Source organism: Pedobacter sp. BG31 (assembly GCF_042464845.1).
In the GTDB taxonomy this organism is placed as follows: Bacteria; Bacteroidota; Bacteroidia; order Sphingobacteriales; family Sphingobacteriaceae; genus Pedobacter; species Pedobacter suwonensis.
The window spans coordinates 1-25174 of record NZ_JBHNZK010000009.1; the positions used below are offsets into that span (position 1 = coordinate 1).

At 39.3% G+C, this 25174-nt stretch carries 20 protein-coding genes, 1 tRNA gene and 1 other RNA gene; 11 read left to right on the top strand and 11 right to left on the bottom strand.

Annotated features, from left to right (window positions below):
• Positions 1-365 precede the first annotated feature (365 nt).
• The 3 genes from ACFE6N_RS12455 to ACFE6N_RS12465 all read right to left on the bottom strand — a co-directional run bounded on the left by ACFE6N_RS12455 (position 366) and on the right by ACFE6N_RS12465 (position 2984).
• Positions 366-1235, bottom strand: coding sequence for a hypothetical protein (locus ACFE6N_RS12455; protein ID WP_378936878.1), 870 nt, complete (start codon positions 1233-1235; stop codon positions 366-368).
• Between the two features lie 242 nt (positions 1236-1477).
• Positions 1478-2065 (bottom strand): hypothetical protein, encoded by a 588-nt coding sequence (locus ACFE6N_RS12460; RefSeq protein ID WP_378936880.1) that lies wholly within the window; start codon positions 2063-2065, stop codon positions 1478-1480.
• Between the two features lie 4 nt (positions 2066-2069).
• A complete protein-coding gene (locus ACFE6N_RS12465; protein WP_378936882.1) occupies positions 2070-2984 on the bottom strand; it encodes a HEPN domain-containing protein in 915 nt (304 codons plus the stop codon).
• 362 nt (positions 2985-3346) lie between these two features.
• Here ACFE6N_RS12465 and ACFE6N_RS12470 point away from each other — a divergent pair, with 362 nt between their 5' ends.
• The 5 genes from ACFE6N_RS12470 (at position 3347) to ACFE6N_RS12490 (ending at position 5763) form a co-directional block, all read left to right on the top strand.
• Entirely contained in the window at positions 3347-3610 is a 264-nt protein-coding gene (locus ACFE6N_RS12470) for a helix-turn-helix domain-containing protein (protein WP_378936884.1), read from the top strand.
• Positions 3610-4077 carry a macro domain-containing protein gene (locus ACFE6N_RS12475; RefSeq protein WP_378936886.1) on the top strand — a complete coding sequence of 156 codons (468 nt, stop codon included), beginning with the start codon at positions 3610-3612 and terminating at the stop codon, positions 4075-4077. The genes ACFE6N_RS12470 and ACFE6N_RS12475 overlap by 1 nt, the downstream gene beginning before the upstream one ends.
• Position 4078: 1 nt before the next feature.
• Entirely contained in the window at positions 4079-4414 is a 336-nt protein-coding gene (locus tag ACFE6N_RS12480) for a hypothetical protein (RefSeq protein WP_378936888.1), read from the top strand.
• A 135-nt stretch (positions 4415-4549) separates the two neighbouring features.
• A complete protein-coding gene (locus ACFE6N_RS12485; RefSeq protein ID WP_378936890.1) occupies positions 4550-4924 on the top strand; it encodes a DUF695 domain-containing protein in 375 nt (124 codons plus the stop codon).
• A gap of 128 nt (positions 4925-5052) precedes the next feature.
• Entirely contained in the window at positions 5053-5763 is a 711-nt protein-coding gene (locus ACFE6N_RS12490; protein ID WP_378936892.1) for a hypothetical protein, read from the top strand.
• 134 nt (positions 5764-5897) lie between these two features.
• Here ACFE6N_RS12490 and ACFE6N_RS12495 read toward each other — a convergent pair whose 3' ends face one another.
• The 4 genes from ACFE6N_RS12495 to ACFE6N_RS12510 all read right to left on the bottom strand — a co-directional run bounded on the left by ACFE6N_RS12495 (position 5898) and on the right by ACFE6N_RS12510 (position 8682).
• A complete protein-coding gene (locus ACFE6N_RS12495; protein ID WP_378936894.1) occupies positions 5898-6602 on the bottom strand; it encodes a nucleotidyl transferase AbiEii/AbiGii toxin family protein in 705 nt (234 codons plus the stop codon).
• A complete protein-coding gene (locus ACFE6N_RS12500; protein WP_378936896.1) occupies positions 6560-7060 on the bottom strand; it encodes a DUF6922 domain-containing protein in 501 nt (166 codons plus the stop codon). Before ACFE6N_RS12500 ends, ACFE6N_RS12495 begins: the two co-directional genes overlap by 43 nt.
• Before the next feature lie 83 nt (positions 7061-7143).
• Positions 7144-8364, bottom strand: a complete 1221-nt coding sequence (locus tag ACFE6N_RS12505; RefSeq protein ID WP_378936898.1) for a site-specific integrase — start codon at positions 8362-8364, stop codon at positions 7144-7146.
• A gap of 245 nt (positions 8365-8609) precedes the next feature.
• Positions 8610-8682: transfer RNA gene (locus tag ACFE6N_RS12510), tRNA-Lys, on the bottom strand.
• 293 nt (positions 8683-8975) lie between these two features.
• On the opposite strand from ACFE6N_RS12510, the gene ACFE6N_RS12515 reads away from it, so the two are divergent.
• Positions 8976-10262 (top strand): sugar MFS transporter, encoded by a 1287-nt coding sequence (locus tag ACFE6N_RS12515; RefSeq protein ID WP_378936900.1) that lies wholly within the window; start codon positions 8976-8978, stop codon positions 10260-10262.
• A gap of 161 nt (positions 10263-10423) precedes the next feature.
• Positions 10424-10930, top strand: a complete 507-nt coding sequence (locus ACFE6N_RS12520; RefSeq protein ID WP_378936902.1) for a D-glycero-alpha-D-manno-heptose-1,7-bisphosphate 7-phosphatase — start codon at positions 10424-10426, stop codon at positions 10928-10930.
• Between the two features lie 1252 nt (positions 10931-12182).
• On the opposite strand, the gene fsa is transcribed toward ACFE6N_RS12520, so the two are convergent.
• Both fsa and ffs read right to left on the bottom strand, forming a co-directional pair.
• Entirely contained in the window at positions 12183-12842 is a 660-nt protein-coding gene (gene fsa, locus ACFE6N_RS12525; protein WP_378936904.1) for a fructose-6-phosphate aldolase, read from the bottom strand.
• Between the two features lie 91 nt (positions 12843-12933).
• Positions 12934-13033: signal recognition particle sRNA small type (gene ffs, locus ACFE6N_RS12530), an RNA gene on the bottom strand.
• Positions 13034-13444: 411 nt separating this feature from the next.
• Here ffs and gltB point away from each other — a divergent pair.
• The 3 genes from gltB to ACFE6N_RS12545 all read left to right on the top strand — a co-directional run bounded on the left by gltB (position 13445) and on the right by ACFE6N_RS12545 (position 21188).
• Positions 13445-17944: a glutamate synthase large subunit gene (gene gltB / locus ACFE6N_RS12535; protein WP_378936906.1), complete on the top strand. Its 4500-nt coding sequence runs from the start codon at positions 13445-13447 to the stop codon at positions 17942-17944.
• Between the two features lie 3 nt (positions 17945-17947).
• On the top strand, positions 17948-19414 hold the full coding sequence (locus tag ACFE6N_RS12540) for a glutamate synthase subunit beta (protein ID WP_378936908.1): 1467 nt from the start codon (positions 17948-17950) through the stop codon (positions 19412-19414).
• 1219 nt (positions 19415-20633) lie between these two features.
• Positions 20634-21188 (top strand): REP-associated tyrosine transposase, encoded by a 555-nt coding sequence (locus ACFE6N_RS12545; protein ID WP_378936910.1) that lies wholly within the window; start codon positions 20634-20636, stop codon positions 21186-21188.
• 187 nt (positions 21189-21375) lie between these two features.
• Here ACFE6N_RS12545 and ACFE6N_RS12550 read toward each other — a convergent pair whose 3' ends face one another.
• Complete coding sequence (locus ACFE6N_RS12550) at positions 21376-22578, bottom strand: DUF763 domain-containing protein (protein WP_378936912.1); 1203 nt, start codon at positions 22576-22578, stop codon at positions 21376-21378.
• A gap of 271 nt (positions 22579-22849) precedes the next feature.
• Between ACFE6N_RS12550 and ACFE6N_RS12555 the strand changes: the two genes are divergently transcribed.
• A complete protein-coding gene (locus ACFE6N_RS12555) occupies positions 22850-23989 on the top strand; it encodes a metallophosphoesterase (protein ID WP_378936914.1) in 1140 nt (379 codons plus the stop codon).
• On the opposite strand, the gene ACFE6N_RS12560 is transcribed toward ACFE6N_RS12555, so the two are convergent.
• Positions 23975-25075, bottom strand: coding sequence for a sensor histidine kinase (locus ACFE6N_RS12560; protein ID WP_378936916.1), 1101 nt, complete (start codon positions 25073-25075; stop codon positions 23975-23977). The genes ACFE6N_RS12555 and ACFE6N_RS12560 overlap by 15 nt on opposite strands.
• Positions 25076-25174 lie beyond the last annotated feature (99 nt).

Sequence of the window (25174 nt, forward strand, 5' to 3'; positions counted from 1 at the left end):
AGAGCTATAAACAAGAGAAAGTAATAGATAAATTAACGATCTCAGAAGAGCAAAAAACATATTCAGAAATTCAATCTGACAATTAGCAAAAACTAACCAACTGTCAGATTAAGTAGTGGCTATTACAGCAGATGCAACAAAACCAAGGCCTTGGGCGGTAGTCTCAGATTTTTCCCGCGCGCATTTGCGGCCTGCAAAAACGGCCAGCCCACACAGCCCCCCTGTTTTTGCTCTGGTGTCTACGGAAAAGGTTTGGCGGTTTGTTATGTTAGTCAGGATAATTCTATTTAATCCTACGCTTTAATGTAATCGCTGTGACTGCTAGTACTGCATTCAATTACTGCCGCCACTTTTGTCAAAACCCCTTACCACAATGTCCAGAATTTGTCCTTTTTAATTAGTTTTTTGACGTATAAGGATTTTAATGGTTGTGGTTTTGTTTTTTCAGATTTCAACTGTTTGTCCATCATTTCATTCATGTTCCATCCAGATGTAAATGTTGGCTTGAAGTGGTATCCCTTTCCACTCCAGTTTTTCACATCATATTCAAAATCAATATCGATTTGTCCAATTACTTCATATAGCATTGAATAATTTTTGAAATACAAGTCTGGCATGTACCAAGTCACCTCAACTTTATCTTCCCAGCTGGCAAAATTGAGAACTAATACTTCAGAATTTCTAATGTCATCCAAAGTTGGCTTTGTTGAACTATTCACTCTCGTTGTAGCAACTAAATTGTAAGCTGTTTCAGGATTTTGATCCGAAGCCAAGACTATTGCAGCTCCGAAATTTCCATTGTCCAGTTTGAAGCTAATGCAGTCACCAGTAGAAAACACCGGGGTTTTTAACTTAGCTTTTTTACGAGGCTTTGGCTTAGGCCTGTTTGTTCTTAATTTGTCTATAAATTTTTCTAATGAAATTCTGCGTTTCTTAATGTCTCCTGCGCTTGCGCCAAGGTCAAGCCAGATTTTCAACTCTTCGCCACTTTCAATTATTTTTTCAATTTTATTTAATATCTGGGGATTGAGAGAATTAGTTTCCCAAAGCGCAAGGCCAAGGGCAAACCAAAGGCTGTTTTTCTCTTCTTCGATTTCCAGTATTTCCCAATTGTCATTGATTATTTTTTCTGAAATAGCATGTGGCTCTGCACCTTTATTATATTGGTCAAAAAATTCACTATATATGTCAGCAAATGCGTCGTTGTCTTTTATTGAAGTTCCCCAAGTTCCCATTTAATTATTTTTATATCATTTATATGAATGAGTATACGTATAGTCAGGTATGCATTTTGGATGGCATAAAATTTCTGTACTTGTAAATCCTATTTCCCTATATATCTATAAACGAATATACTCGTTTATATCTATTATCAGATGTTACAGTTGAGCAAACTTAACAGCTATAAAGTATGATATGTTATTCAATACCTTAAACACCGAGCTATTTTTTTAGGCTGGAGGCTGTTAAAATTAATTTAAGCCTTTGTCTCAATGCGGTGACTAATCAGCCAAGTAGCCTCGAACAGTTTGACCAATTGTTCGTAAACTGTGATTACTTCAGATTTTGAAAGGCTTTCTTCTATGTAGGAAGTGCTCAGCGCATTGTGAAGCCATGTGTTCAGGATTTTTCTGTACCCATCCAGTTTATGGATCCTGAACATTTTCTTTAGTACAGATGAAGGCTTTACGATCTCCCGGATGCTCAGACTTTCAGGATAATCCCGTAGCTTCTTCCTTTCCGTTTTGATGTACCATTTTGCGATATCACTTTCCTGTTTGTCATCGAAGTCAAGTCTGCCAAGCTTGTGGCGCTTTAATAGCCAGGCGGCCTCTATCAGTTTTATGGTCAGTTCGTAATTATAAACAATGTAGTCTGGGCTACATTTTTTTGATTTTTCGGATTCAAGCGCTGCATCGTTTCGCCAGCGTTTCAGCATCTTCAAATGATTGGGCAACCATGAGTAACTGAAAAAATCGTTTATCACTTTTATCGGATCTGTTATTTCATCATTGTTAAGATAAACGATCCTGTTATCTGATGTATTTTTTATCTGCTTCTTCATAGCCTTAAATATTGGTTTGTAATATTTTTTCTATCTGTACATGATCAGCACTTTTTAGGGCTGCATAATCTGATGCCGATTTGGCCAGCAGTTCTATTTTTTCGTTGCACATCTCCTTTGCCAACAAAAGAAAAGATGCGACCCGTTGATAAAGACGCTCCGCATCTTGCCTGGGAACCGTAAAATCATCTTTATAACGTGAACCAGAATAGCTTTTTGCCATCACATCAAATAAGCGCTCATCTTCGGTAGTGGACAGGAAAAGTTGAAATGGCTTTTCAGAAAAGCAAGTACACAAACGGAGCAGGCGGTAAAGGTTATGGAACTCCGAACGGTAGGCGATATGAACCCTCAACAGACAGATACAAGTCTGTTCTACGGCCTGATGGAGCATAAAGGCACATATTCCGAACTGTTCCTTTTCCAGACACTCAGTTGCGCACATCAGAAATCCGTCAGCCAGTGGTATACGATGTTCATAATGTTTAAGCGCCTTGATTGCGCCCTTTGTGGGTATAAACGCAGCAATTGGATCACTGTCTAATAGTCCATCCTTACAATAGAGCAGTTTTCCATAGGTAAGCACCCCGATAAAAAAGCGGCTATTTTGCTGTACTGCGTCAATAACCGATTGTCTACCATGGGAGATCACAGTAATCGTTCCATGCTGATAATAGGTGTTGGCAAAATCCTGCATTTCGTAATCTATTCGGGTTGCAGTTTCGGTAACTACCAATAGGCAATGGTCACATTTTAAATAGCCCTGATTGTCGTTAAAGCAGCCTTGGGAATTATGGGTGTAACTGTTCTGTGAAAAGTTGAAGATCTGTAGCGGTTCGAACTTCTGGGCGAGCCGATGGATAAACTCCCTGAAATGGATAGCGTGTTCGGCTTCTGGTGATAATTTTGATGGTTCCATATTGATCTCATTTAGTTAATAGCATTTAAATGAGTCTTGGAGATGCAGAAATAGGTGCGGGAACTGCATCTCGTGGTTGCATAAAAGTTTCTGAAGCCTTACGTAACACGAGTGTACAGCAGTCCCGCACCTATTTTAGGAATACGCAAATATAGCATATTAACAAATAGGCTGGGTGTTCTGCTGTCTTGCGCCACGGCTTCAGAAATGCAACCGCAAGACCATTAATATTTTGTCGTTGTTTAATCTTATATATTCCGATTATCCAATCCCCTAAGGTAATCAGTTATTTGCAATACTCCAAATAAAAATACTCTTTTTATGGAGTGTGTTAAAATGGAGTATTTGTTTTACTTTATTTCATGGCAAAAGGCAATCTCCTAACAAGCGAAAAGGAATTAAGGAAAATAGGCTTAAGACTAAAAGCTCTCCGCAAATCTAAAGGTTATACCAGTCCAGATAAGTTTTCCTATGAGAACAATCTGAACCGTTCGCAGTACGGTAAATATGAGGCAGGCAATACCAATATCACAATTGGCACATTGATCAACATCTTAAATTGTTTTGGCGTGAGTTTGAGCGATTTTTTTAATGAAGACTATGATGGAATTGAACAATCAAAATAATGGAGATAAATTATTTAAAAGGTGATGCCACCAATCCTGCAGCTGCTGGTAACAAGATAATTGTACATATCTGCAATGATATTGGCGGGTGGGGAAAAGGTTTTGTAATGGCAATCTCAAAACGCTGGAAAGAACCAGAAAAGAGATATCGTGAGTGGTTCAAATCAAAGACTGGTTTCTCCCTTGGCGAAGTTCAGTTCGTGAAAGTTGAAGACGACCTTTGGATTGCGAACCTGATTGGCCAACATAAAATAAACAAAGACGAAATGGGAAACGCACCAATTCGGTACGAGGCGATATCCAAGGGTCTAGAAAAAGTTGCCCAGTTTGCATCTGAAAATGGTGCAACGGTGCATATGCCTAGGATTGGATGTGGTCTGGCTGGCGGTACGTGGGATAAAATCGAACCATTGATCAAATCAGCCTTGGCTGAAAAAAATATTGAAGTAACAGTTTACGACTTCTAGCATGTGGACACCGATTTCATTAACCGAATTAGAAGAATGGATCTCAAGGGGAGAATCAAAACTCGAAGGTGAGCCATTGAACTTTTGGAACCTGATTAAAATCGCACCCCATAAATGGCAGGAAAAAGAATATGGAAACGAGGGCGGAGGATTTTGGGTGGTCGCAATCTTCGGTAATGCGGTAGTTTTTTACAATGACATTGAGGAAGGCTTTAACGTCTCAACATACCAGACTTTTGGACATATTAGTGAATATTGGTGTGAGCAGAGCGAACTTGATTGGATAGTTAAACTCGTTTACAGGAGGATCAACGAAGAAAAGCAAAAGACCCCGTAACTACAATAACCCCCTAAAAAAGTGAACTTTTTTTACAAGTTTTTTGGAAACAAACCTCCTGTAGTTGACTGGGAGATGGTAAAATATTCGGATCAGATATATCCGAAACATTCTTTTACCCTCTTAAAGCTAACCATGCAAAATGGCAAGCTAGGCACCGGCTGGGTTGATAAATCATATAGAAAGTACGAGTTCAAAGAATTTTGCCCTTACCATATCGAAATAAGTATTGATCTCACTGATAAAGTTGCCAAGAATAATCCCGACTTGGATATGGGCACAATTGAGGATTTCTTTTCAGATGAATTGAAGAGGATTTGCATTTGCCACTTGGTTTCTAGGTTCGTATCAGATATAGGAATGGAAATTCAATGTTATTCGGAAGAGAATGAACATATTGCGCAATTTTTAAGAAAGGTTAGTCTGGCAGAAAACAGATTGGTATCTTTCAATCACGAAATTGACTTCGATCCTAAATGGAAGCGAGTGAATCGGTTGTTAAGTTTATAGTGGATTATATTTATGTTTCGCCGAATTAAAATACCCTTGCTTTCACACTAACGGGAAACAAAGTAGCATGCCTTTTATTTGTGAATTAATGAAGTTAATTATTCCGACCATAACCGTAAACAGAAAAAATGAGAATAGAAATTTTGATAATACTTTTTACGTTTAAAATTTTAGGATATAAGGACGAGATTAAATTTGAGAATCCAAATTTCGAAAGAATAGTATTAAGCAAATATCCAGAAATTGACTTAAACAGTAACGAAAGGATTGAGGCAAATGAGGCTACTCAAATAAAAACGCTTGACCTAATGGGACAAAATCTTGTAAATGTTAATGACGTAAAATATTTCAAGAACTTAGAACGACTATTAATAACAAATAATAAAATTAGTAGATTGACACTTGATAGTTTAAAGTTCTTGACAGACATCTATTGTGCTAAAAATGCTTTAAAAGTATTTGAAATTTCAAATATGCCAGCTCTAAAGCAAATTAGTTGTGGCCTAAATGAACTAACACAAGTAAGTATAAAAAATTGTCCAAATTTAGAATCATTGAATATGATGGACAACAAACTTAATAAAATCGACCTAAGTCAATTTTATAGACTTAAGTACTTGGTATTAGACAACAATAAATTAAAGACTCTTGAATTATCGAATAACCCCGAATTAGTTCAAATAACAGTTAATGGAAATGGTATTAAAGTAATTGATATTACAAAAAACCAAAACCTTAAAATGAATATAATTTATGTTGACGAAGGTGTAAACATTGTTGGCACCGAAAGCCAAATGAAGAATTATAAGAAAGTTCCTACAATTATTCAAAGTCAGTAATTACTTAACCTGTCTTACCTTGAGAGTGTAAAATAAACTTTACAAGCCAGTTAGATTATCCAAATTATAAGGTGCCAATTTGGTACCTTAAGATAGGTTATCACGAATTGTGATAACCTATTTATTGTTAAAATCTAGCGACCCATCCCTCTGCCACGGTCATTTTTCTGGTTATTTTTTGCTTCCTGAAGCTTACGGTACAATTCGCTGCTTTCTAGTAGACTGGTGTAGTCACGTACTGCCTTTAAAATGCTTTTCTGCACGTCCTGCCATTTAAGCTTTCCGTCCATGAGTTTTACGGGAACATTAAAGTCGATATCGTTATGATACATTAGGGATGACTTAGCGGTGTTGGGATCGACATTTGGGTATTTCTGGCAGTAGTAATCCAATATTTCATTCAAAGGCATTTCCATTAACAGGTAATGCATATCGATAAAATCCTTGATCCTTTGTCCGCTATTCACAATTGCATTGATTTTCATGGCCGATATATCCTGATTGGACATCATCCTTATGCCTTCGATTGTTTCTATTGGTCTGATAGATGGATACTTGTGCGAGATAAAATCAAAATCAACTTCGCCAATGCTACCACTTACATAATTGCTCTTGTGGCGTTTTACGTCTGCGCCATAGCTGTTCCTTAAGTGTACAGCGAGTCCATCACCATCAAAGTCCGATGAGCTGAAAAGGTCGATATCTATGGACTCCCTGTGTCCAATCCTTAAAGATAGTGCGGTTCCTCCAACAAGGTAAAAGGAGTTGAGCTGATGGTCTTGCATCAGTGTCTGGATTAAATCCAGTGTCCCTGGTGTAACTGTTTCTTTGTGTAACATCTGAGTTTTTCTTTGCTCAACTGAAAATATTTACAAACGGCCTCCATGGTCATATCAGAAAGGTACGTGATGTCTTCTTTAAGGGCTTTCACTACATTTTCTCGCCCATAAAATCTGATCATTTCCTTCCAATCCTTAGAACTACCTTTATCAAACACCCGTTCGATAACGGTTTTGTAACTCCTGTTCCAGTCCAGTTTTTCGAAATCGAAATCCCAGAACAGTACCTTTGGAAGGTCTGGTCTTCTGATCTTTTGTATCAGTGGCTGTCTTTCAATCTTGATTTCATCGTTTTCGAACGGAATCTTCTTTTTCGAAAGATAGTTGTTCAATGTATGATAGTTATAGGTTGGGTAGCTGTCGCAAAATCCTTTCAGACTTGAAAACACATCGATATCTGTACTGGCAAATCTTTTCCAGTGCACAACGATTACTCTTTTGTTCAATTCCTTTAACATCCTACAAAGCTAACCAAAACAGGAATTAATGCCTAATATTTTTAAATATTTGTCAGTTGACTGTTATTATTAAATTTATTGATTTATATCATAGCTAACTTTTTCTTTAGCACCGCCATGTCTTCGCTTACTTTGATATCCAAAATCTTCGCGTAATGCTGGGTAGTCCTGATGTTCGTATGCCCGAGCATTTTTGAAACGCTTTCAATTGGCACACCATTCAAAAGTGTAACAGTCGTAGCAAAAGTATGGCGGGCAATATGCGAAGTCAGCTTCTTTTCTATTCCGCACAAGTCGGCAATCTCTTTCAGGTATTCGTTCATCTTTTGGTCGCTGGGAACCGGTAGAAGCAGGCCTTTATTGAGGCAAACTTTGTTGGTGGAATATCTATCAACAATCTCAACAGCTGTTGAAAGTAGCGGAACCGATGACCTTGTTTTGGTTTTCTGCCTATTGGTAAAGATCCATCGGTCGCCATCAATTCCCTTTCTGATATTCTCCTGTTTCAGTTTGAAGACATCGACATAAGCCAAACCAGTAAAACAGCAGAAAATAAAAACGTCTCTTACCTGCTTCAATCTCTCCGATAAAAACTCTTTTCCCGCGATATGAGCCAATTCCTCCTTGTTCAGATAAAAGCGATCAACATTCTTTGTTTTGCCTTTATAAGCTGTAAATGGCGATTTATCTATCCATTCATTCTCCATACATATGCGAAGGATTTTCCCGAGGTTCTTAATGTTTTTTACCACATAATTGTTTGCGCAGTTCTTGTCAGACCTTAGGTAATGGTCAAATCCATTCAGAAATGCCTGGTCGATAGTTCTAATGTCCATATCGGCTACACCATATTTCAAAGGGATAAAAACCTTAAGGTGCCTTTCCAAAACTTTATAACGGTTCAATGTGCCACGCACATAACCTTTACCCACAAGCTGTTCCATCTTTAAATTATGGTCTGCAACAGCTTCCAATAGGGTATGGGAATTGGTGAGCGTACCTAGATAACTTGATTTGATGGCATCGGCAGTAATTGGCAAGCCCATATCGAAAACACGTTGATGGGCATAATAAATGGCATTCTGCAAATGGTCAAGATGGGTGTTCAACACCTTGATCTCTTCTTTGGAGCCGATGGCCCGGTTGCCCTTGGCGTTCCATCGTTTGGGGTCACAATCCCGGTTTGTGGCCATCTCTGCACGGTTTCCTTCTACGGTAATCCTCATGTAGATCGGCACATTTCCACTTACATAGTTCTTTTGCTTTTTCAGATAGAAAAGCAGGCTAAAATTGGTCTTCATCATCTAACGACTAAAGATGAAACAAAAATAGCTTTGCAACTAAATCTACACAAGATGTTCAGTTCGTAACAACCTGTACAATAAATGATTATGTACAATTCGGTGAGTCAATTTAACCGTTTTGCCTTACTCACCGAATCACTCACCAAAGTTTTGTGAATTCATGCGATTTTTGGCAATTCCCTAAAAGCAAAAACCCTGCTAATCGTGCGATTGCAGGGTTTTATACGTTTTGATAGTCTTTGGTGTGATCCCGCTGGGATTCGAACCCAGGACCACTACATTAAAAGTGTAATGCTCTACCAGCTGAGCTACGGAATCTACTTTACATCAACGTTAACCGTTTCCTTTAAAGTGGTGCAAATATAGGCGTATAGACTGTTTCCTGCAAATAAAAAATCGATAAATGCGGTAGTGTATTGATTTATAGGTAAATTAATTATCTGGCGGTCCTTTTTTAAAAAGATTTTGTAAGTTTTCTATGCTTAAATGTAGATCATCCATAGCGAAATGGGTTTAAAGATATGTTAAAAATAAAATTGCGAAAGCGGTGATACCTATTTATTAAAAATTATTTTTTAGTTTGGCCTGAACAAATAAACCAAACCAAACTCATGCAGCAAAAAACAACATCAGCCCTGGCACAGGGGCCGAAACCGCTCATTATTATTTGTGCTTTATTCTTTATTTTCGGCTTTGTAACCTGGGCAAATGGAACCCTGATTCCGTTTTTTAAGTTATCTTTTGGCCTGTCAAACCTACAGGCATTTTTTGTAACCTTCGCCTCGTACATGGCCTATTTCTTTTTGGCACTACCATCGTCGTGGATCTTGAAACAAGTGGGCTTTAAAAACGGGATTGTTTTAGGTTTGATTATTTTGGGTTTAGGCTCATTGATATTTATTCCGGCGGCTCAAACCAGAACTTTTGGTTTATTTTTAACCGGTATTTTTGTGCAAGGGGCGGCACTGGCTTTGTTACAAACCGCATCAAATCCGTACTTAACCATTATAGGACCTATTGAGAGTGCAGCCAAACGCATCAGCATTGCCGGGATCTGCAATAAATTTGCCGGAATGATTGTGCCATTGGTTATGGGTACCTTGTTTTTAAAAAATGCTTCTGAAGTAGAAAAACAAATTAAATCGGCTACCGGTGCAGTGCACCAACAGTTATTAAATGATGTTTTAGGTCGCGTGAATATGCCTTACGTTGTTTTAGCCATTGTTTTCTGCCTTTTTGCATTGCTGATTAAATTTACCAATTTGCCGGAGGTTGAGGTTGAAGAGGATGTGGTAGACGAAAGCAAAGGAGCGGTACTCAAACACAAAAGTATTTTCCGGTTTCCACATTTATTTTTGGGAGCACTTTGTATTTTTGTATATGTGGGAGCGGAGGTTATGGCTGGTGATATTATCGGAATTTATGGCCGTGAATTGGGCATTAAAGCCGAGATTAGCGGAAAACTAACTTCCATTACCCTTTTTAGTATGTTAATTGGTTACATTGTTGGCATTGTAACCATTCCAAAATACATCTCGCAGCAAAAGGCCTTAAGAATCTGTGCGATTTTAGGGATCTTATTCACCATTTTATCTTTTGTAATTTCCAGCTGGTTCGCGGTAATTTTCGTGGCTTTACTGGGCTTAGCCAATTCATTGATGTGGCCTGCAATTTTCCCGCTTGGTATTAGTCATCTGGGCAGATTTACCAAAATAGGTTCAGCCATTATGATTATGGGTATTGCAGGGGGTGCCATAATGCCGCTACTATATGCTTTCTTAAATGAAAAGCTGCATATCAACTTTCAACTGGCCTACCTGTTAACGGTATTGCCCTGTTACTTATACATTCTGTTTTTTGCCATAAAAGGCCACAAGGCAGGATTGAATTTGAAATAAGCAAACCAGATCAATTTTATGATTATGCCCCGCCTTTAATGAGGTTGGGCTTTCTTTTATGCTTAATTTTCAGTTATTTTGCCGAAATTATAAACAGGTAGAATCTCGCTACTTAATACTTAAATCTTGATACTAATACCCCAAAACCCATAATATCAACAATGAACAAAGCTATCTTTCTAGACCGTGATGGTGTACTTAACCACGAAATATACGATTACATTTGTCGCGTTGAAGACTTTAAAATCCTGGATTACCAAATTCCTGTACTAAAGAAACTTTTTGATGAGGGGTATTTGCTGATTGTCATTACTAACCAGGGCGGCATTGCATTGAAGCGCTATACTGAACAAGAGCTGGCTATTATGCACCAGATGCTCCGCAATGCTTTTTTGGCTAAGGGGGCTGATATTGCCGGCTTTTATTACTGTCCGCATCATCCAACTGTTGGTGGGGAGTGTAAATGTAGAAAACCTGCATCAGGAATGATTCTGGATGCCATTGACATGTATGATATTGATCCGGCGCAGTCTGTTATGATCGGCGATAAACCCAGAGACGTAGAAGCCGCAAATGGGGCAGGAGTGAAGGGCATATTGATTGAACCGGATGAACAGATCAGTTACGAGAAGGTTAAGGAGGTATTGAAAAGAGAATCTTTAGTTTAGTTTGGAGTTCGGGGTTAGGAGTTTGGAATAAGTAAATTGCCCATACCAAACTAATATGGAAAAGGTAATACAGGAGATCTATCCTGCAATTTGCCCGTTATCCTTCTTACTTTATCTATTTTAATGATTTGGGCGTTTTAACACGCTGTACACTATATCTTTTGGATAACCCTCTGATTAAGCTGGCATTTACAGATGCCAATAAAATTTTCGTCATCCCGACTGTAGCCCAGCGGAATGGAGAGATCTTTGAATTGAATTATTGAAATATAGTTTAAAGGATTTCTCGACTGCGTTGCACTCCGCTCGAAAGGACGATAACTCGAGACCATTCAAACTTTGTTTGTACATCCGTCAATCATATTGATTTTTACAGTATAAATTATCCTTCAGGATTGACAGCCAAAAAGAATGCTGTTTCGATAATTAACGCAGAATAATGCAATGACATGTGAAATTTAAAAAGGGAAGGATCGGTTGGCAACTTCGCAAGCGAGAAACCTAAGAAAGCTTTAATCAACTTACGAAATCGTTCCACGCGCTTGCCCTTTGAGATTTCGTTAGCTGCCCATGAAAGCTAGACCTGATTGAAATGGCATTCCGGTGTCTGATCAATTTATCTTTCCGGAAAATTCACCGGAATATAATGGAAAGCAGGACTGGAGCAACCGATTGGCACTGGTGGTTCTGCTCTCCAAAAGATCAGGGAAAATGGAAGAGGGAAAATGGATGATGGAACCTGCAATTTGCAATAATAAACACTAATAAGGCCCTAAAAATCTTAACTTCTTAATAGTAGAAAGATGAAAATGTAAGAGGGAAAATAGATGATGGAACCAGCCTTGCCAAACTTTCGAAATCGTTCCACGCGCTTGCACTTTGAACTTTCTTAAGCTGACACTGCCAGCTAGACCTGATTGAAATGGCATTCCGGTGTCCGATCAATTTATCTTCGGAAAATTCACCGGAATATAATGGAAAGCAGGACTGGAGCAACCGATTGGCACTGGTTATGCTCTCCAAAAAATCAGGGAAAATGGGAGAGGGAAAATGCTAAATTATTGAAAATAAAATATTAGCTTAGTTTGGCGTTCGGGGTTTGGAGTTTGGAATAAGCAAAGTGCTCAGGTAGCAAACCCTAAGGAACTCTTATTCATTAAATTTTGTTAAACAAAAAAGTCCTAAATTATTACTTAATTCAGGACTTTCTTGTGTGCCTGGAACTCAACATTCCAAGCTCAATACTCCAAACTTATTTACCGGCTGCTTTAGCGTGGTCGGCTAAAAATGTTGCTAAACCGCTATCTGTTAGCGGGTGTTTTAATAAACCAACAATAGCAGCCAATGGTGCCGTAATTACGTCGGCGCCTAATTTAGCACAGTTTACAATATGCAATGGTCCGCGGATGGATGCCGCTAAAATTTGTGTTTCATATCCGTAGTTATCAAAAATTGTTCTGATATCTTCAATTAGAACCAGTCCATCGTTAGAAATATCGTCTAAACGGCCCAAGAATGGAGAAACGTATGTTGCACCTGCTTTTGCTGCCAATAAAGCCTGTCCGGCAGAAAAAATCAAAGTACAATTGGTTTTAATTCCTTTTGAAGAAAAATATTTAATGGCTTTCAAACCATCTTTAATCATCGGAACTTTAACTACGATTTTCGGGTTTAATGCGGCCAGTGCTTCGCCTTCTTTGATAATTTCGTCAAAAGTGGTCGAAATTACTTCTGCGCTTACATTATCGTCAACAATATCGCAGATTGCTTTATAATGGTTAATTACATTTTCATCGCCGGTAATACCTTCTTTAGCCATTAAGCTAGGGTTGGTGGTTACGCCATCTAAAATGCCAAGATCTTGAGCTTCTTTGATTTGATCAAGATTTGCTGTGTCAATAAAAAATTTCATGTTTATAAATTCTTAAAATGATTATTAGGTTCTGCTGCAAGAAGCCCTGAAGAATTTAATATCCCCCCTTCAGGGGAATAAGGGGGTAAAAAAAGGGCAAGCACCTTCTATCGCACCGCTACAACCTTCTACCCTTGCTGCGTTCCCACCCTGGGGGAGTTCAAAGGGAGCTGGTCGTAAAAGACTTGCCCGGCCACAAAGGTAGAAAAAGAAGTTGTTTTGCAAAATGCATTTCTGTATTTTTTTTTAGTTTTAAGCTATATAGCTGATTAATAAATTAATAAAATCGAAACCGGCATTTTAAATTGATCACAACAGACCCACTTTCGGTAGTTTATTTTATATTTAAATAAAATATTCATATTTGAAACACTTATTAAAACGGTTTAGTTTTAATATTGGACTGAAATTAGCATTTATTGTACAATATTACCATTATCAATTTACTAAATGTATTAGGCAATAATTATTATTTTTCAAATTTAAACGCATTAAATTACCTAGGAACTAAAATTTTTCCAAAAATCGTGTCAACTCTGTAATTTAAGATTTCTTTTTCCTATCTTAGTGTTTCCTATACACTAACAACTAACGAGCAAAGAATGGAACCAAACAGTGGATTGTACGATGCGCAATTTGAACACGATGCCTGCGGTATTGGGTTCGTTGCACATGTGAAAGGGCGGAAATCGCATCAAATCATCTCTGATGCACTTACTATTTTAGAGAATCTAGATCATAGAGGGGCATGTGGAGCAGAACCAAATACAGGCGATGGAGCAGGTATCATGATTCAGATTCCTCACGAATTTTTTTACGATGAATGTTTAAAAGCAGGCTTTAGCCTACCAGAAACCAATAATTATGGTGTTGGTATGTTATTTATGCCAAAGGATATCAGGTCCAGAGAAGAATGCAGAGAGCTGATTTACCGTGCTGCTGAAAAGCTAGGCCTTGAAATTTTAGGTTTTAGAAAGGTTGATGTAGACACAAGGGATATAGGCAACATGGCCCTTTCCGTTGAACCTGAAATTGAACAGGTGTTTATTGCCCGCCCTTATGCGGTGGCACCAGGTGCAGATTTTGAACGCAAACTTTACATTTTTAAAAATTACCTGATCAAACTGATCGTAAATACCGTTCATGGCGGTAAAGATTTTTACATCGTTTCGCTTTCCGCACAAACCATTATATATAAAGGTCAGCTCACTTCCTTACAGGTACGCACCTATTTTACCGATCTTACCGATAAGCGTATGGTGTCTGCCCTAGGTTTGGTTCACTCGCGTTTTGCCACCAATACTTTTCCTTCATGGAGACTGGCCCAGCCGTTCCGCTTTATTGCGCATAACGGCGAGATCAATACTTTACAAGGAAATTTAAACTGGTTTAGAGCAGGCGTAAAGTCTTTTGCTTCTGCTTACTTTACACCGGAAGAACTTGATATGTTACTGCCTGTAATCGACGAAACAAACTCAGATTCAGGCTGTCTGGATAATGTGATTGAACTGTTGCTTCATTCAGGAAGAAGCCTGCCACATGTACTAATGATGCTGGTGCCTGAAGCCTGGGATGGCAATGAGGATATGGATCCTGTTAAAAAGGCGTTTTACGAATTCCATGCCACTTTGATGGAGCCCTGGGACGGACCTGCCGCCATCGCTTTTACTGATGGTAAATTAATTGGTGCTACTTTAGACCGTAATGGTCTTCGTCCTTCGCGTTATGCCATTACTTCTGATGACCGCGTAATTATGGGTTCTGAAGCGGGAGCGCTGGCCATCGATCAGAGCACGATCATCGAAAAAGGCCGCTTAACTCCCGGTAAAATGTTTGTAGTAGACATGGAGCAGGGCAGGATCATCAGCGATCATGAAATTAAAGAAGAAGTTTGTGGCAAAAGTCCTTACGGCGACTGGATTAACCAATACCAGATCCGCTTGGAGGAATTGCCTGAGCCCCGCGTAATGTTTACCGGCTTATCTACTGAATCTATCTTCAAATATCAACAGGTTTTTGGCTATAGCAGAGAGGATGTAGATCTTTTGCTTAAACCAATGGCCATTGAAGGCAAGGAACCGATTGGTTCAATGGGTACCGATACGCCTCTGGCTATCCTGTCAAAACGTCCGCAACACTTATCATCCTATTTCAAGCAGTTATTCGCACAGGTAACTAATCCACCAATTGACCCGATCAGGGAAAAAGTGGTAATGAGTTTGGCCAGTTTTATGGGCAGCATGGGCAACCTGCTGGAAGAAACACCAAAACAGGCACATTGCGTTGCAATTAAACATCCGATTTTAACCAACCAGGAACTAGAGAAATTAAGGAGTATTGATACCGGCGTTTTCCAGGCAAAAACCTTGCAGACTTATTTCAGGGCAGATGGCAAACCAGGCGCTATGGCTAAAGCCTTAGATCGTTTGTGCCGCTATGCGGTTGATGCGGTTGAAGACGGTTTCCAGGTGATTGTATTAACCGATAGGGCTATCGATTCTGAACATGCAGCGATGCCTTCTCTACTGGCGGTTTCGGCAGTACACCATCATTTGATCCGTAAAGGATACCGTGGTGCGGTTGGTATTGTGATTGAGGCTGGAGATATTTGGGAAGTACATCATTTCGCTACCTTGCTGGGCTTTGGGGTTACGGCTATAAACCCTTATCTGGCTTTAGAAACCATCAATGGTTTCCAGCAAGAATCTGGTTTGTCGGCAGAACAGCTTACCAAAAACTATATTTACGCGGTAAACAGCGGTTTACTTAAAATTTTCTCTAAGATGGGTATCTCGACCCTTCAATCATACCAGGGTGCGCAGATTTTTGAGATTTTAGGTTTAAACAAACAGGTGGTGAACACCTATTTCACGGGTGCGGTTTCTCGTATAGGTGGTTTAGGTTTGGATGAGATTGCGAAAGAAACTTTAATCAAGCATCACCGCAGTTTTGGCCCGCTAACGCAGACAGAAAACTTATTGCCGGCTGGCGGAACATACAAATTCCGCCGCAAAGGTGAAGCGCATTTATTTAATCCGCAAACCATTCACTTACTACAAAACGCAACACGTAAAAACGATTACAACATCTTCAAACAATATTCTAAACTGGTAAATGAGCAAACACAACAGGCTTACACCATCCGTGGATTGTTTGAATTCAATTATAGCCGTCCTTCTGTTCCTTTAAACGAGGTAGAAGCTACGGAATCTATCTTAAAAAGATTTGCCACAGGAGCGATGTCTTTCGGCTCAATCTCGCATGAGGCACATTCTACTTTGGCCATTGCCATGAACCGTATCGGCGGAAAGAGCAATACCGGAGAAGGTGGTGAAGATGAAATGCGTTATACCAAACTGCCAAATGGCGATAGCATGCGCTCAGCGATTAAACAGGTGGCTTCTGCGCGTTTCGGTGTAACGAGCTATTATTTGACCAATGCTGATGAGTTACAGATCAAAATGGCTCAGGGCGCTAAGCCGGGAGAAGGCGGGCAATTACCTGGACACAAAGTAGATGATTGGATTGCAAAAGTTCGTCACTCTACGCCAGGCGTAGGTTTAATTTCGCCTCCTCCACATCACGATATTTATTCCATTGAGGATTTGGCACAGTTAATTTATGATCTTAAAAATGCCAACCGCGCGGCACGGATCAATGTGAAACTCGTATCTAAAGCCGGCGTAGGTACTATTGCAGCCGGCGTAGCTAAAGCGCATGCCGATGTTATTCTTGTATCCGGCTTTGATGGTGGTACCGGTGCTTCGCCGTTAACCTCTATTCAGCATGCGGGTTTACCATGGGAGTTAGGTCTGGCGGAAGCACACCAAACCCTGGTAAAGAACAAATTGCGCAACCGTATCGTTTTACAAACAGACGGTCAGCTAAAAACAGGTAGGGATATCGCCATTGCAGCTTTATTGGGTGCAGAAGAGTGGGGCGTTGCAACAGCCGCATTGGTAACCTCAGGATGTATCATGATGCGTAAATGCCATTTAAATACCTGTCCGGTAGGGGTGGCGACACAAGATCCGGAACTTAGAAAATTATTTACCGGTGATGCAGACCATGTAGTAAACCTATTCTATTTCCTTGCCGAGGAATTACGGGAGATTATGGCCGAACTTGGCTTTAGGACCATTAACGAAATGATTGGCCAGGCTGATATTTTAAAATTACGTGAATTGCCTGCCGAAGACTGGAAACTGAAACACCTTGATCTATCAGCCATATTATACAAGGCAGAAGAAAATGGTTTGCCTTTATATCATACAGAAGCTCAGGATCATGGCTTGGATCAGGTTTTAGATCACCAGCTGATTGCTGCAGCCCAACCTGCCATCCATCATAACGAACCTGTATTTGCAAGCTTTAATGTAAAAAATACTGACCGTGCAATAGGTACCATGCTGTCTAATGAAATTTCAAAAGTTCATTTAAGTGCTGGTTTACCTCCGGATACGATCAACTTTAAATTTGTAGGTTCTGCCGGACAAAGCTTTGGTGCTTTCAATACCCGTGGGGTTACTTTATCACTGGAAGGCGAGGCAAACGATTATGTAGGTAAAGGTTTATCAGGTGCGAGACTGGCTATTTACCCTTTCTCAAACGCTACTTTTGTTCCTGAACAAAATATCATTATTGGTAACGTGGCCCTGTATGGTGCAACTTCTGGTGAGTTGTTTGCCCGTGGTAAAGCAGGCGAACGTTTTGCCGTACGTAACTCTGGTGCAACAGCTGTTGTTGAGGGAGTTGGCGATCATGGATGTGAATACATGACTGGCGGTGAGGTGCTGATTCTTGGCGATACCGGAAGCAATTTCGCCGCTGGAATGAGTGGTGGTGTGGCGTGGATTTTCGATGCCAATGGAACTTTCGAGCGTAAATGCAATAAGGAAATGGTTGATTTGGATCCACTTCAGGCAGAAGATGAAGAACGTATCTTAGCCTTACTTAAAGCACATATCCGCTTAACAGATAGCAAGGTAGCTGAGTTTATCTTAAGCGATTGGAAAACCCAGTCTGCGCATTTCGTAAAAGTATTCCCTAAAGAATACAAGGCAGTTTTAAGCAAACGTAACCAACAAGTAAAAACACACTAGGCCATGGGTAAAGTAACAGGATTTCAAGAATACGACAGAGTTGCACCCATTAGAGAAGAGGTTGCAACGCGTGTAAAACACTATGGTGAATTTTTAAATAATTTACCGCCACAAGAATTAAATAATCAGGCTGCCCGTTGTATGGATTGCGGAGTGCCTTTCTGCCAGTCAGGTTGTCCGCTGGGTAACGTGATACCGGAATTTAATGATGCTGTTTATCAGGGTAAATGGGAATTAGCGGCAAATATTTTATTGAGCACCAATAATTTTCCGGAATTTACGGGTAGAATTTGCCCGGCACCATGTGAATCGGCATGTGTGTTAGGTATTAACAAACCACCGGTTTCTATTGAAGAGATTGAGAAGCATATCATCGAAATTGCTTTCGAAAAAGGATTTATCAAAGCTAAAGCACCGTTAATCAGAACGGGTAAAAAAGTTGCTGTAATTGGTTCAGGTCCTGCAGGCCTGGCAGCTGCTGCCCAGCTAAATAAAGTCGGGCATGAAGTTACCGTTTTCGAACGCGATGATGCACCGGGTGGTTTATTAAGATATGGCATTCCCGATTTCAAACTGCAAAAAAACGTGGTAGATCGCCGTATTGATTTGATGAAAGAAGAAGGCATCATTTTTAAATGCAAGGCCAACGTAGGCGAGAATATTGAAATAGGTACCTTGTTACGTGATTTTAATGCGATTGTATTGGCAGGTGGTTCAACAATTCCACGTGATCTGCCGATTGATGGCCGTTCAGCTAAAGGTGTTCATTTTGCAATGGATTTCTTAAAACAGCAGAATAAACGTGTGGCTGGCAGGACTGTAGAAGCAGAAGATATTATGGCTACCGGTAAAAATGTGATTGTAATTGGTGGTGGCGATACCGGATCTGATTGTATTGGTACTTCAAACCGCCATGGCGCAAAATCCGTTACGCAATTCGAGATCATGCCAATGCCACCCCAGGCACGCAATGAGCATATGCCTTGGCCAAATTATCCAATGTTGCTGAAAAATACTTCTTCTCACGAGGAAGGTGCACAAAGAGCTTGGTCAGTTAATACCAAAAACTTTATTGCTGACGAAAAAGGAAATCTTAAAGCATTAAAAGTTGTTGATGTAGAATGGGAAATTGATGCAAACGGGCGTCCGGTTACATTTAAAGAAGTAGCAGGTACTGAAAGAGATCTTCCATGCGAGCTGGTGCTTTTAGCAATGGGATTTTTACATCCTCAGAAAGAAGGTTTACTTGAAAAATTGGGTATTGAATTAGATAACCGTGGAAATGTAAAGGCATCTGAACATACCTATCAAACCAATATTGCAAAGATTTTTGCTGCAGGCGATGTCCGCCGTGGACAATCGTTAGTGGTTTGGGCCATTTCAGAAGGTAGAGAAGCTGCCCGTAAGGTAGATGAATACTTAATGGGAGCAACTAAGCTGGCATCGAAAGATGCAGTAGCATATGCTTAAACAGGTTTAAATTCTATATTTTTTTGGGTCGTGGTGTAAACCACGACCTTTTTTGTTTTATACAATGAAACTGATATCTCATTCGATCGTCATGCTGAATTTATTAACAAGGAAGAAATATTATTTTCAATTGCCTTGTAGCTACTTCGTGGTCAGCATCTTTCCGGCAAAATAGACCCTGAAATAAATCAGATAGCTCCTAAAATCCCATACTATCCGCAGAGTTAAGCGCAGCGTCTCTACGGATTTAAGGATAGAACTGAGTTTATAACTCCCGTACTATCCGTAGAGTTAAGCGCAGCGTCTCTACGGATTAAGAATAGAACTGAGTTTATAACTCAGCAACAAAACAGAGTCAGAGACTCTTGTCCATTTTACAATATCAGAGTCCTTCGGAACTTACAGCCAGAAACTGAAAACAGTATGATAATAAATGACCTGGCAGAATAAAAACTAAAACAATTTCAACTGTTTATCTATGGGTGGCTTCTCTTTCCCAAAAACTGTTCGGCCACCGTATTTCCCCGTACTATCCGTAGAGTTAAGCGCAGCGTCTCTACGGATTAAGAATAGAACTGAGTTTATAACTCAGCAACAAACCATACTATCCGTAGCGTTAAGCGCAGCATCTCTACGGGTTTGCTAATGGAACTGAGTTTATAACTCAGTAACAAAAATGTACTATTCTTAGAGTTAAGCGCAGCGCCTCTAAGGATTTAAGAATAGAACTGAGTTTATAACTCATGTACTATTTGTAGAGTTAAGCGCAGCGTCTCTACGAATTCAAGAATAGAACTGAGTTTATAACTCAATAACAAAAACGAGTCAGAGACTCTTGCCCATTCCAAAATCCGTAGAGCCCTTCGGAACTCTACGGATAGAACCATATCCTTACCATACTATCCGTAGAGTTAAGCGCAGCGTATCTACGGATTCAAGAATAGAACTGAGTTTATAACTCAGCAACAAAACCGAGTCAGAGACTCTTGTCCATTCCAAAATCCGTAGAGCCCTTCGGAACTCTACGGATAGAACCGTACTATCAACCATACTATCCGTAGAGTTAAGCGCAGCGTCTCTACGGATCTAAGAATAGACTGAGTTTATAACTCAGCAAAAATGGCGACTCAGAGACTTAGCTATTCTATAAATCGTCTATAATCTACGGTCTATTTTGAAACGCTATAAATATCTTAATTCTAAAAACTTATATTAGTATATGGGAGAAAATGGCTATCAAATAAAAGATCAGGAGGCTATATATTTTATAACATTTGCTACTGTACAGTGGGTAGATGTATTTACCAGAAAAGAATATGCTGATATCGTTGTAGAAAGTCTAATTTATTGCAAAACGAATAAAGGTTTACGAATTCATGCCTGGTGTATTATGAGTAATCATCTTCATTTGATTTTATCAGCAAGTGATAGTAATCTATCTGATACGTTAAGAGATTTTAAAAAGTTTACATCTAACAACATCATTAAAGCAATCAAAAACAATAATCATGAAAGTAGACGAAGCTGGATGCTTTGGATATTTAAAAAAGCTGGAGAAGAAAATAAAAGAAATAAAGATTATCAATTTTGGCAGCAGGAAAATCATCCGGTGGAACTTTCTACCAATGAAATGGTGGATCAAAGATTAAATTATTTACATGATAATCCTGTAAGATCAGGTGCGGTTAGGAGTGCAGAAGAGTACGTTTATTCCTCTGCTATAGATTATTATACAACAGAAAGAGGATTGATAGAAATAGACTTTATAGAATAAACAGAGGCTTACCATTCACATACACTATCCGTAGAATCTCTACGGATTGAAGAATAGAACTGAGTTTACAACTCAGTAACAAACCGATTCAGAGACTCTTATCCATTTTACAATCCCAGAGTCCTTCGGAACTTTACAGAAAGAAACTGAAAACAGTATGATAATAAATGACCTGGCAGAATAAAAATTAAAACAATTTCAACTGTTTATCTATGGGTGGCTTCTCTTTCCCAAAAACTGTTCGACCACCGTATTTCCAGCTTTCCTCACGTTCCTGTTGAATTACTTTTTCAAAATCCATATTAGGAACGAAGTCTTTTTCTGCATTTCGGGCAATTTGATGTAGTGACTTTATCGCTTGTTGTTTGTCGGTATTGCCGATTTTCGACTTATCAATTGCTTTTTGCAAAACATTAATTGTTTCATCATAAACATTTACCGGAACAGGGAAAGGATGGCCATCTTTGCCTCCATGAGCGAATGAATAACGTGCAGGATCAGTAAACCGAGAAGGCGTACCGTAAATTACCTCACTTACTAAAGCCATAGATTGTAAGGTTCTTGGTCCCATGCCCTCCAGTAACAATAATTCTTCAAAATTGCGGGGTTGCTTTTCCTGTGCCAGCCACAATATACTGCCCAAACGTTTCAAATCAACATCTTTTGCTTTTACATCGTGATGATGAGGTAACACCAATTTTTGTATCTCATTAAGCATACGAACAGGCGATTCAGCCGTCATGCCCATCATGCTCTGCCTGGTTTGATCAGCATCATAAGCTGTTAAATTGAGGATCTGACCTTGATTAATGCCACAGATTCCCGTATGCGGTTCTTCTACAAAGGATTTTAAATTTTTAGAATGCCAGTGGTATCTTCTCGCTGTTGCGCTGCTATTGCTCATGCCTTGTTGCACCACTGCCCAATCGCCCTCATTGCTCAAAATAAAACTATGAAGGTACAATTGAAATCCGTCCTGGATGGCCGTGTTATCTACTTTTGCACTGAGTTTACTCGCACGAACCAAATCTGTACCATTCAATCCGGTTTTATCGGCAATTTTCAGAAGTTCATTTGGTGTTTCCCTACTATACTTTCCTTTGCCGCCACAGATGTAAATGCCCAACTCTTTTGATAAAGGATTTATGGATTTTTTTAAAGCCCCAATTACTGATGTCGTTATTCCTGAAGAATGCCAATCCATACCCATTACCGCACCTAAACTCTGGAACCAGAACGGACTACTTAACCGGCGTATTACTTCGGCTTTACCATATTCCAACAGTATGGCTTCTGTTATTGCTAAACCAAGTTTGGCCATGCGTTGTGCCAGCCATAGTGGGACATGGCCATAATGTAAGGGTAAATCTGCACTTCCTGATCTTTTCAATACTAACAAAATTAGTAAAAAATTTACAAAATCGAAAAAGTGATTACCGATTTAATAGGGAAATCGCTTTTAACTTTTTTTGTTAGTTCTAGCTCTTTGTGCGCATGCATAAGCATTATGTTTGCCACGGAAGCACGAAAAACACGGAAAAATTTTAATCTCCTCCGTGATTTCTTTGTTTCCGTGGCTAATTAATTTTTGCACATGTTTTGAAAGCAATACCCCTGACCGATTTAACGAAACAAAACGATTAATCATATTTTTTGTTATTTTGAGAAATAACATCCTGGCAAAGGCTTATTTATCTATGCGCAAATTTCTACAACGTTTACTCAGTTCCTGCATTATTCACCTGTCGAATAAGTTTAGTTCAAATCCCAACGCTAAACGCATCCATGAGGCTTTAGATAAACTTTACAAGACCATTAATGATAACCCGGGAAAACGTGGACTTATTTTCGAAGTTACTGATGATCATAAATTCATTATTTTTTCAGATCAGCATAAAGGTGCCAGAGATGATGCAGACGATTTCACTTTAGCTGAAAAAAATTATTTAAAGGCACTTCAGTATTATAATGAACAGAACTTTCATTATATAAATTTAGGGGATAGTGAGGAGCTTTGGGAGAATTTGCTCGAATCGGTAATCAAACATAATAAAGAAACATTCGAAGCAGAGAAAGCATTTATTGCTAAAAATCAGTTCACCAAAATATTTGGCAACCATGATTTATATTGGGATAATGATCCGTTGGCTGGATTTAACCTCAACAGACTTTACGGAGCCGCGATCCGTATATACGAAGGAGCCATATTAAGGATGCCGGTAAAGAATGGCAAGTTTGATATTTTCTTAACGCATGGACATCAGGGCGACTTGCAGAGTGACGGAAATTGGTTTAGCAAATGGTTTGTAAGTACGATATGGGCACCGCTACAGTCGTACCTTCAGATTAATCTGAATACGCCGGCATACGATAATCAGCTTAAAACAGTTCACAACACACTGATGTACAATTGGGCGATTACCAAGCGTAATATGGCTTTAATTACGGGGCACACGCACCAGCCAGTTTTTGCCTCATTAACTCATCTGGAACGAATTTACATGAAGTTAAAAAAAGCAAAAGACGAGAAAAATACCAGCGACATCGCGTTTCTAAATGCCGAACTTCATAAACGGATCAAAGAAGGAGACCAGGCCCCGGTTTTTGGCAAATACAAGCCGGTTTATTTTAACAGCGGATGCTGCTGCTTTAGTGACGGCGATATTACCGGGATCGAAATTGCTGATGGCTTGATCAGATTAATCAAATGGTCATACCATACCAATACTGTACCCGAAAGGATAATACTTGAGGAAATGAAAATCAACGATTTAGTGCATTCAAACTTATTTAACGGGTAACGTTACATAAAAAGTAGTTCCCAAATCTTTTCCATCGCTTTCTGCCCACAATTTCCCTTTATGGATCTCCACAAACGCATTTGCCGTAATCAGTCCCAATCCATAACTATTTTCCCGGTTTGTACTTACCGAACTCAGACGCGCAAATTTCAGAAAAACGCTGTCTAAATCCTCCTGGGTTAAACCCACGCCATGGTCTTTTACCGCAATAGTGATGTGATTGTCAAAACTTTGATGGGTGATCACAATTTTATTGCCTATTGGCGAAAACTTGATCGCATTATCAATCAACTGGCTAAAAACCATAGCGGTTTTATCCGGGTCAGCAAAAATCTCAGCAGTTTCCTCAATTTCGATTAAAACTGTCTGATTTTTACGCGCAAGCGCTGGCGTAAATTCTTTTTTTACTTTTTCCAGAATTTGTCTTAAATCTATCTTATTCTTTTGGGGCTTAAATGAAGTTGCCTCTTTCCGGGCAGCGCTTAAAATGCCGTTCAGATTATCAATCATCTTTTTAGATTGTGCATTAATCTTACCCGCAATTAAAGATGCCTTATCATCAATACCTGAAATTCGCCCCAGCAGTTCAGATTGTAGCGTAATGGTGGTCATTGGGTTTTTAAGATCATGAACAAGTACATGTAAACGATCATCATAAGCCCTTAAAGTTCTCCTTATTGCCATTCTGGACTCCAGTTTTTCCACTACCATATCAGCCAAATGCCTCAGCATTTTCAACTTCTTTTCATCGATCGTTTTAGATTTTGTATCTGCAACGTAAATCAGTCCAAGGTGATAACCATCAGGCGATACGATGGGTGCTGAAGTAAAAAAAGTAAATCCTGCCTTACCCTGATCTTGAATAATTTCCAATGCAGCTCCGCCGACCTCCGACTTCACGAAAAAAATACCATCACCCTCAAAGCAGATCCCGGCAAATGACACATCAAATATTTCGGCAGCCAGCTTTGTAATCTGGTCAAAAGCACTTTCTGGCGCGGTATTTAATATCTCATAATTACCCAGCTTTTTCAAACGTAAGGTTTCATCTGAGGAGATATCATGTTCTGCTTTTTCGTATAGCATTTATGGCACAATTTAATAGATGGATGAATTATTAAAGGTAAAAATTATATACAATACCATAAACAATTAAGCAGTAATTTTCGTTATGTTTAGGTTGGA

Bases quoted from the DNA above. Each gene is read 5' to 3' on its own strand.
- ACFE6N_RS12455 (WP_378936878.1), bottom strand. From the start codon at position 1,235: ATGGGAACTTGGGGAACTTCAATAAAAGACAACGACGCATTTGCTGAC.
- ACFE6N_RS12460 (WP_378936880.1), bottom strand. From the start codon at position 2,065: ATGAAGAAGCAGATAAAAAATACATCAGATAACAGGATCGTTTATCTT.
- ACFE6N_RS12465 (WP_378936882.1), bottom strand. From the start codon at position 2,984: ATGGAACCATCAAAATTATCACCAGAAGCCGAACACGCTATCCATTTC.
- ACFE6N_RS12470 (WP_378936884.1), top strand. From the start codon at position 3,347: ATGGCAAAAGGCAATCTCCTAACAAGCGAAAAGGAATTAAGGAAAATA.
- ACFE6N_RS12475 (WP_378936886.1), top strand. From the start codon at position 3,610: ATGGAGATAAATTATTTAAAAGGTGATGCCACCAATCCTGCAGCTGCT.
- ACFE6N_RS12480 (WP_378936888.1), top strand. From the start codon at position 4,079: ATGTGGACACCGATTTCATTAACCGAATTAGAAGAATGGATCTCAAGG.
- ACFE6N_RS12485 (WP_378936890.1), top strand. From the start codon at position 4,550: ATGCAAAATGGCAAGCTAGGCACCGGCTGGGTTGATAAATCATATAGA.
- ACFE6N_RS12490 (WP_378936892.1), top strand. From the start codon at position 5,053: ATGAGAATAGAAATTTTGATAATACTTTTTACGTTTAAAATTTTAGGA.
- ACFE6N_RS12495 (WP_378936894.1), bottom strand. From the start codon at position 6,602: ATGTTACACAAAGAAACAGTTACACCAGGGACACTGGATTTAATCCAG.
- ACFE6N_RS12500 (WP_378936896.1), bottom strand. From the start codon at position 7,060: ATGTTAAAGGAATTGAACAAAAGAGTAATCGTTGTGCACTGGAAAAGA.
- ACFE6N_RS12505 (WP_378936898.1), bottom strand. From the start codon at position 8,364: ATGATGAAGACCAATTTTAGCCTGCTTTTCTATCTGAAAAAGCAAAAG.
- ACFE6N_RS12515 (WP_378936900.1), top strand. From the start codon at position 8,976: ATGCAGCAAAAAACAACATCAGCCCTGGCACAGGGGCCGAAACCGCTC.
- ACFE6N_RS12520 (WP_378936902.1), top strand. From the start codon at position 10,424: ATGAACAAAGCTATCTTTCTAGACCGTGATGGTGTACTTAACCACGAA.
- fsa (WP_378936904.1), bottom strand. From the start codon at position 12,842: ATGAAATTTTTTATTGACACAGCAAATCTTGATCAAATCAAAGAAGCT.
- gltB (WP_378936906.1), top strand. From the start codon at position 13,445: ATGGAACCAAACAGTGGATTGTACGATGCGCAATTTGAACACGATGCC.
- ACFE6N_RS12540 (WP_378936908.1), top strand. From the start codon at position 17,948: ATGGGTAAAGTAACAGGATTTCAAGAATACGACAGAGTTGCACCCATT.
- ACFE6N_RS12545 (WP_378936910.1), top strand. From the start codon at position 20,634: ATGGGAGAAAATGGCTATCAAATAAAAGATCAGGAGGCTATATATTTT.
- ACFE6N_RS12560 (WP_378936916.1), bottom strand. From the start codon at position 25,075: ATGCTATACGAAAAAGCAGAACATGATATCTCCTCAGATGAAACCTTA.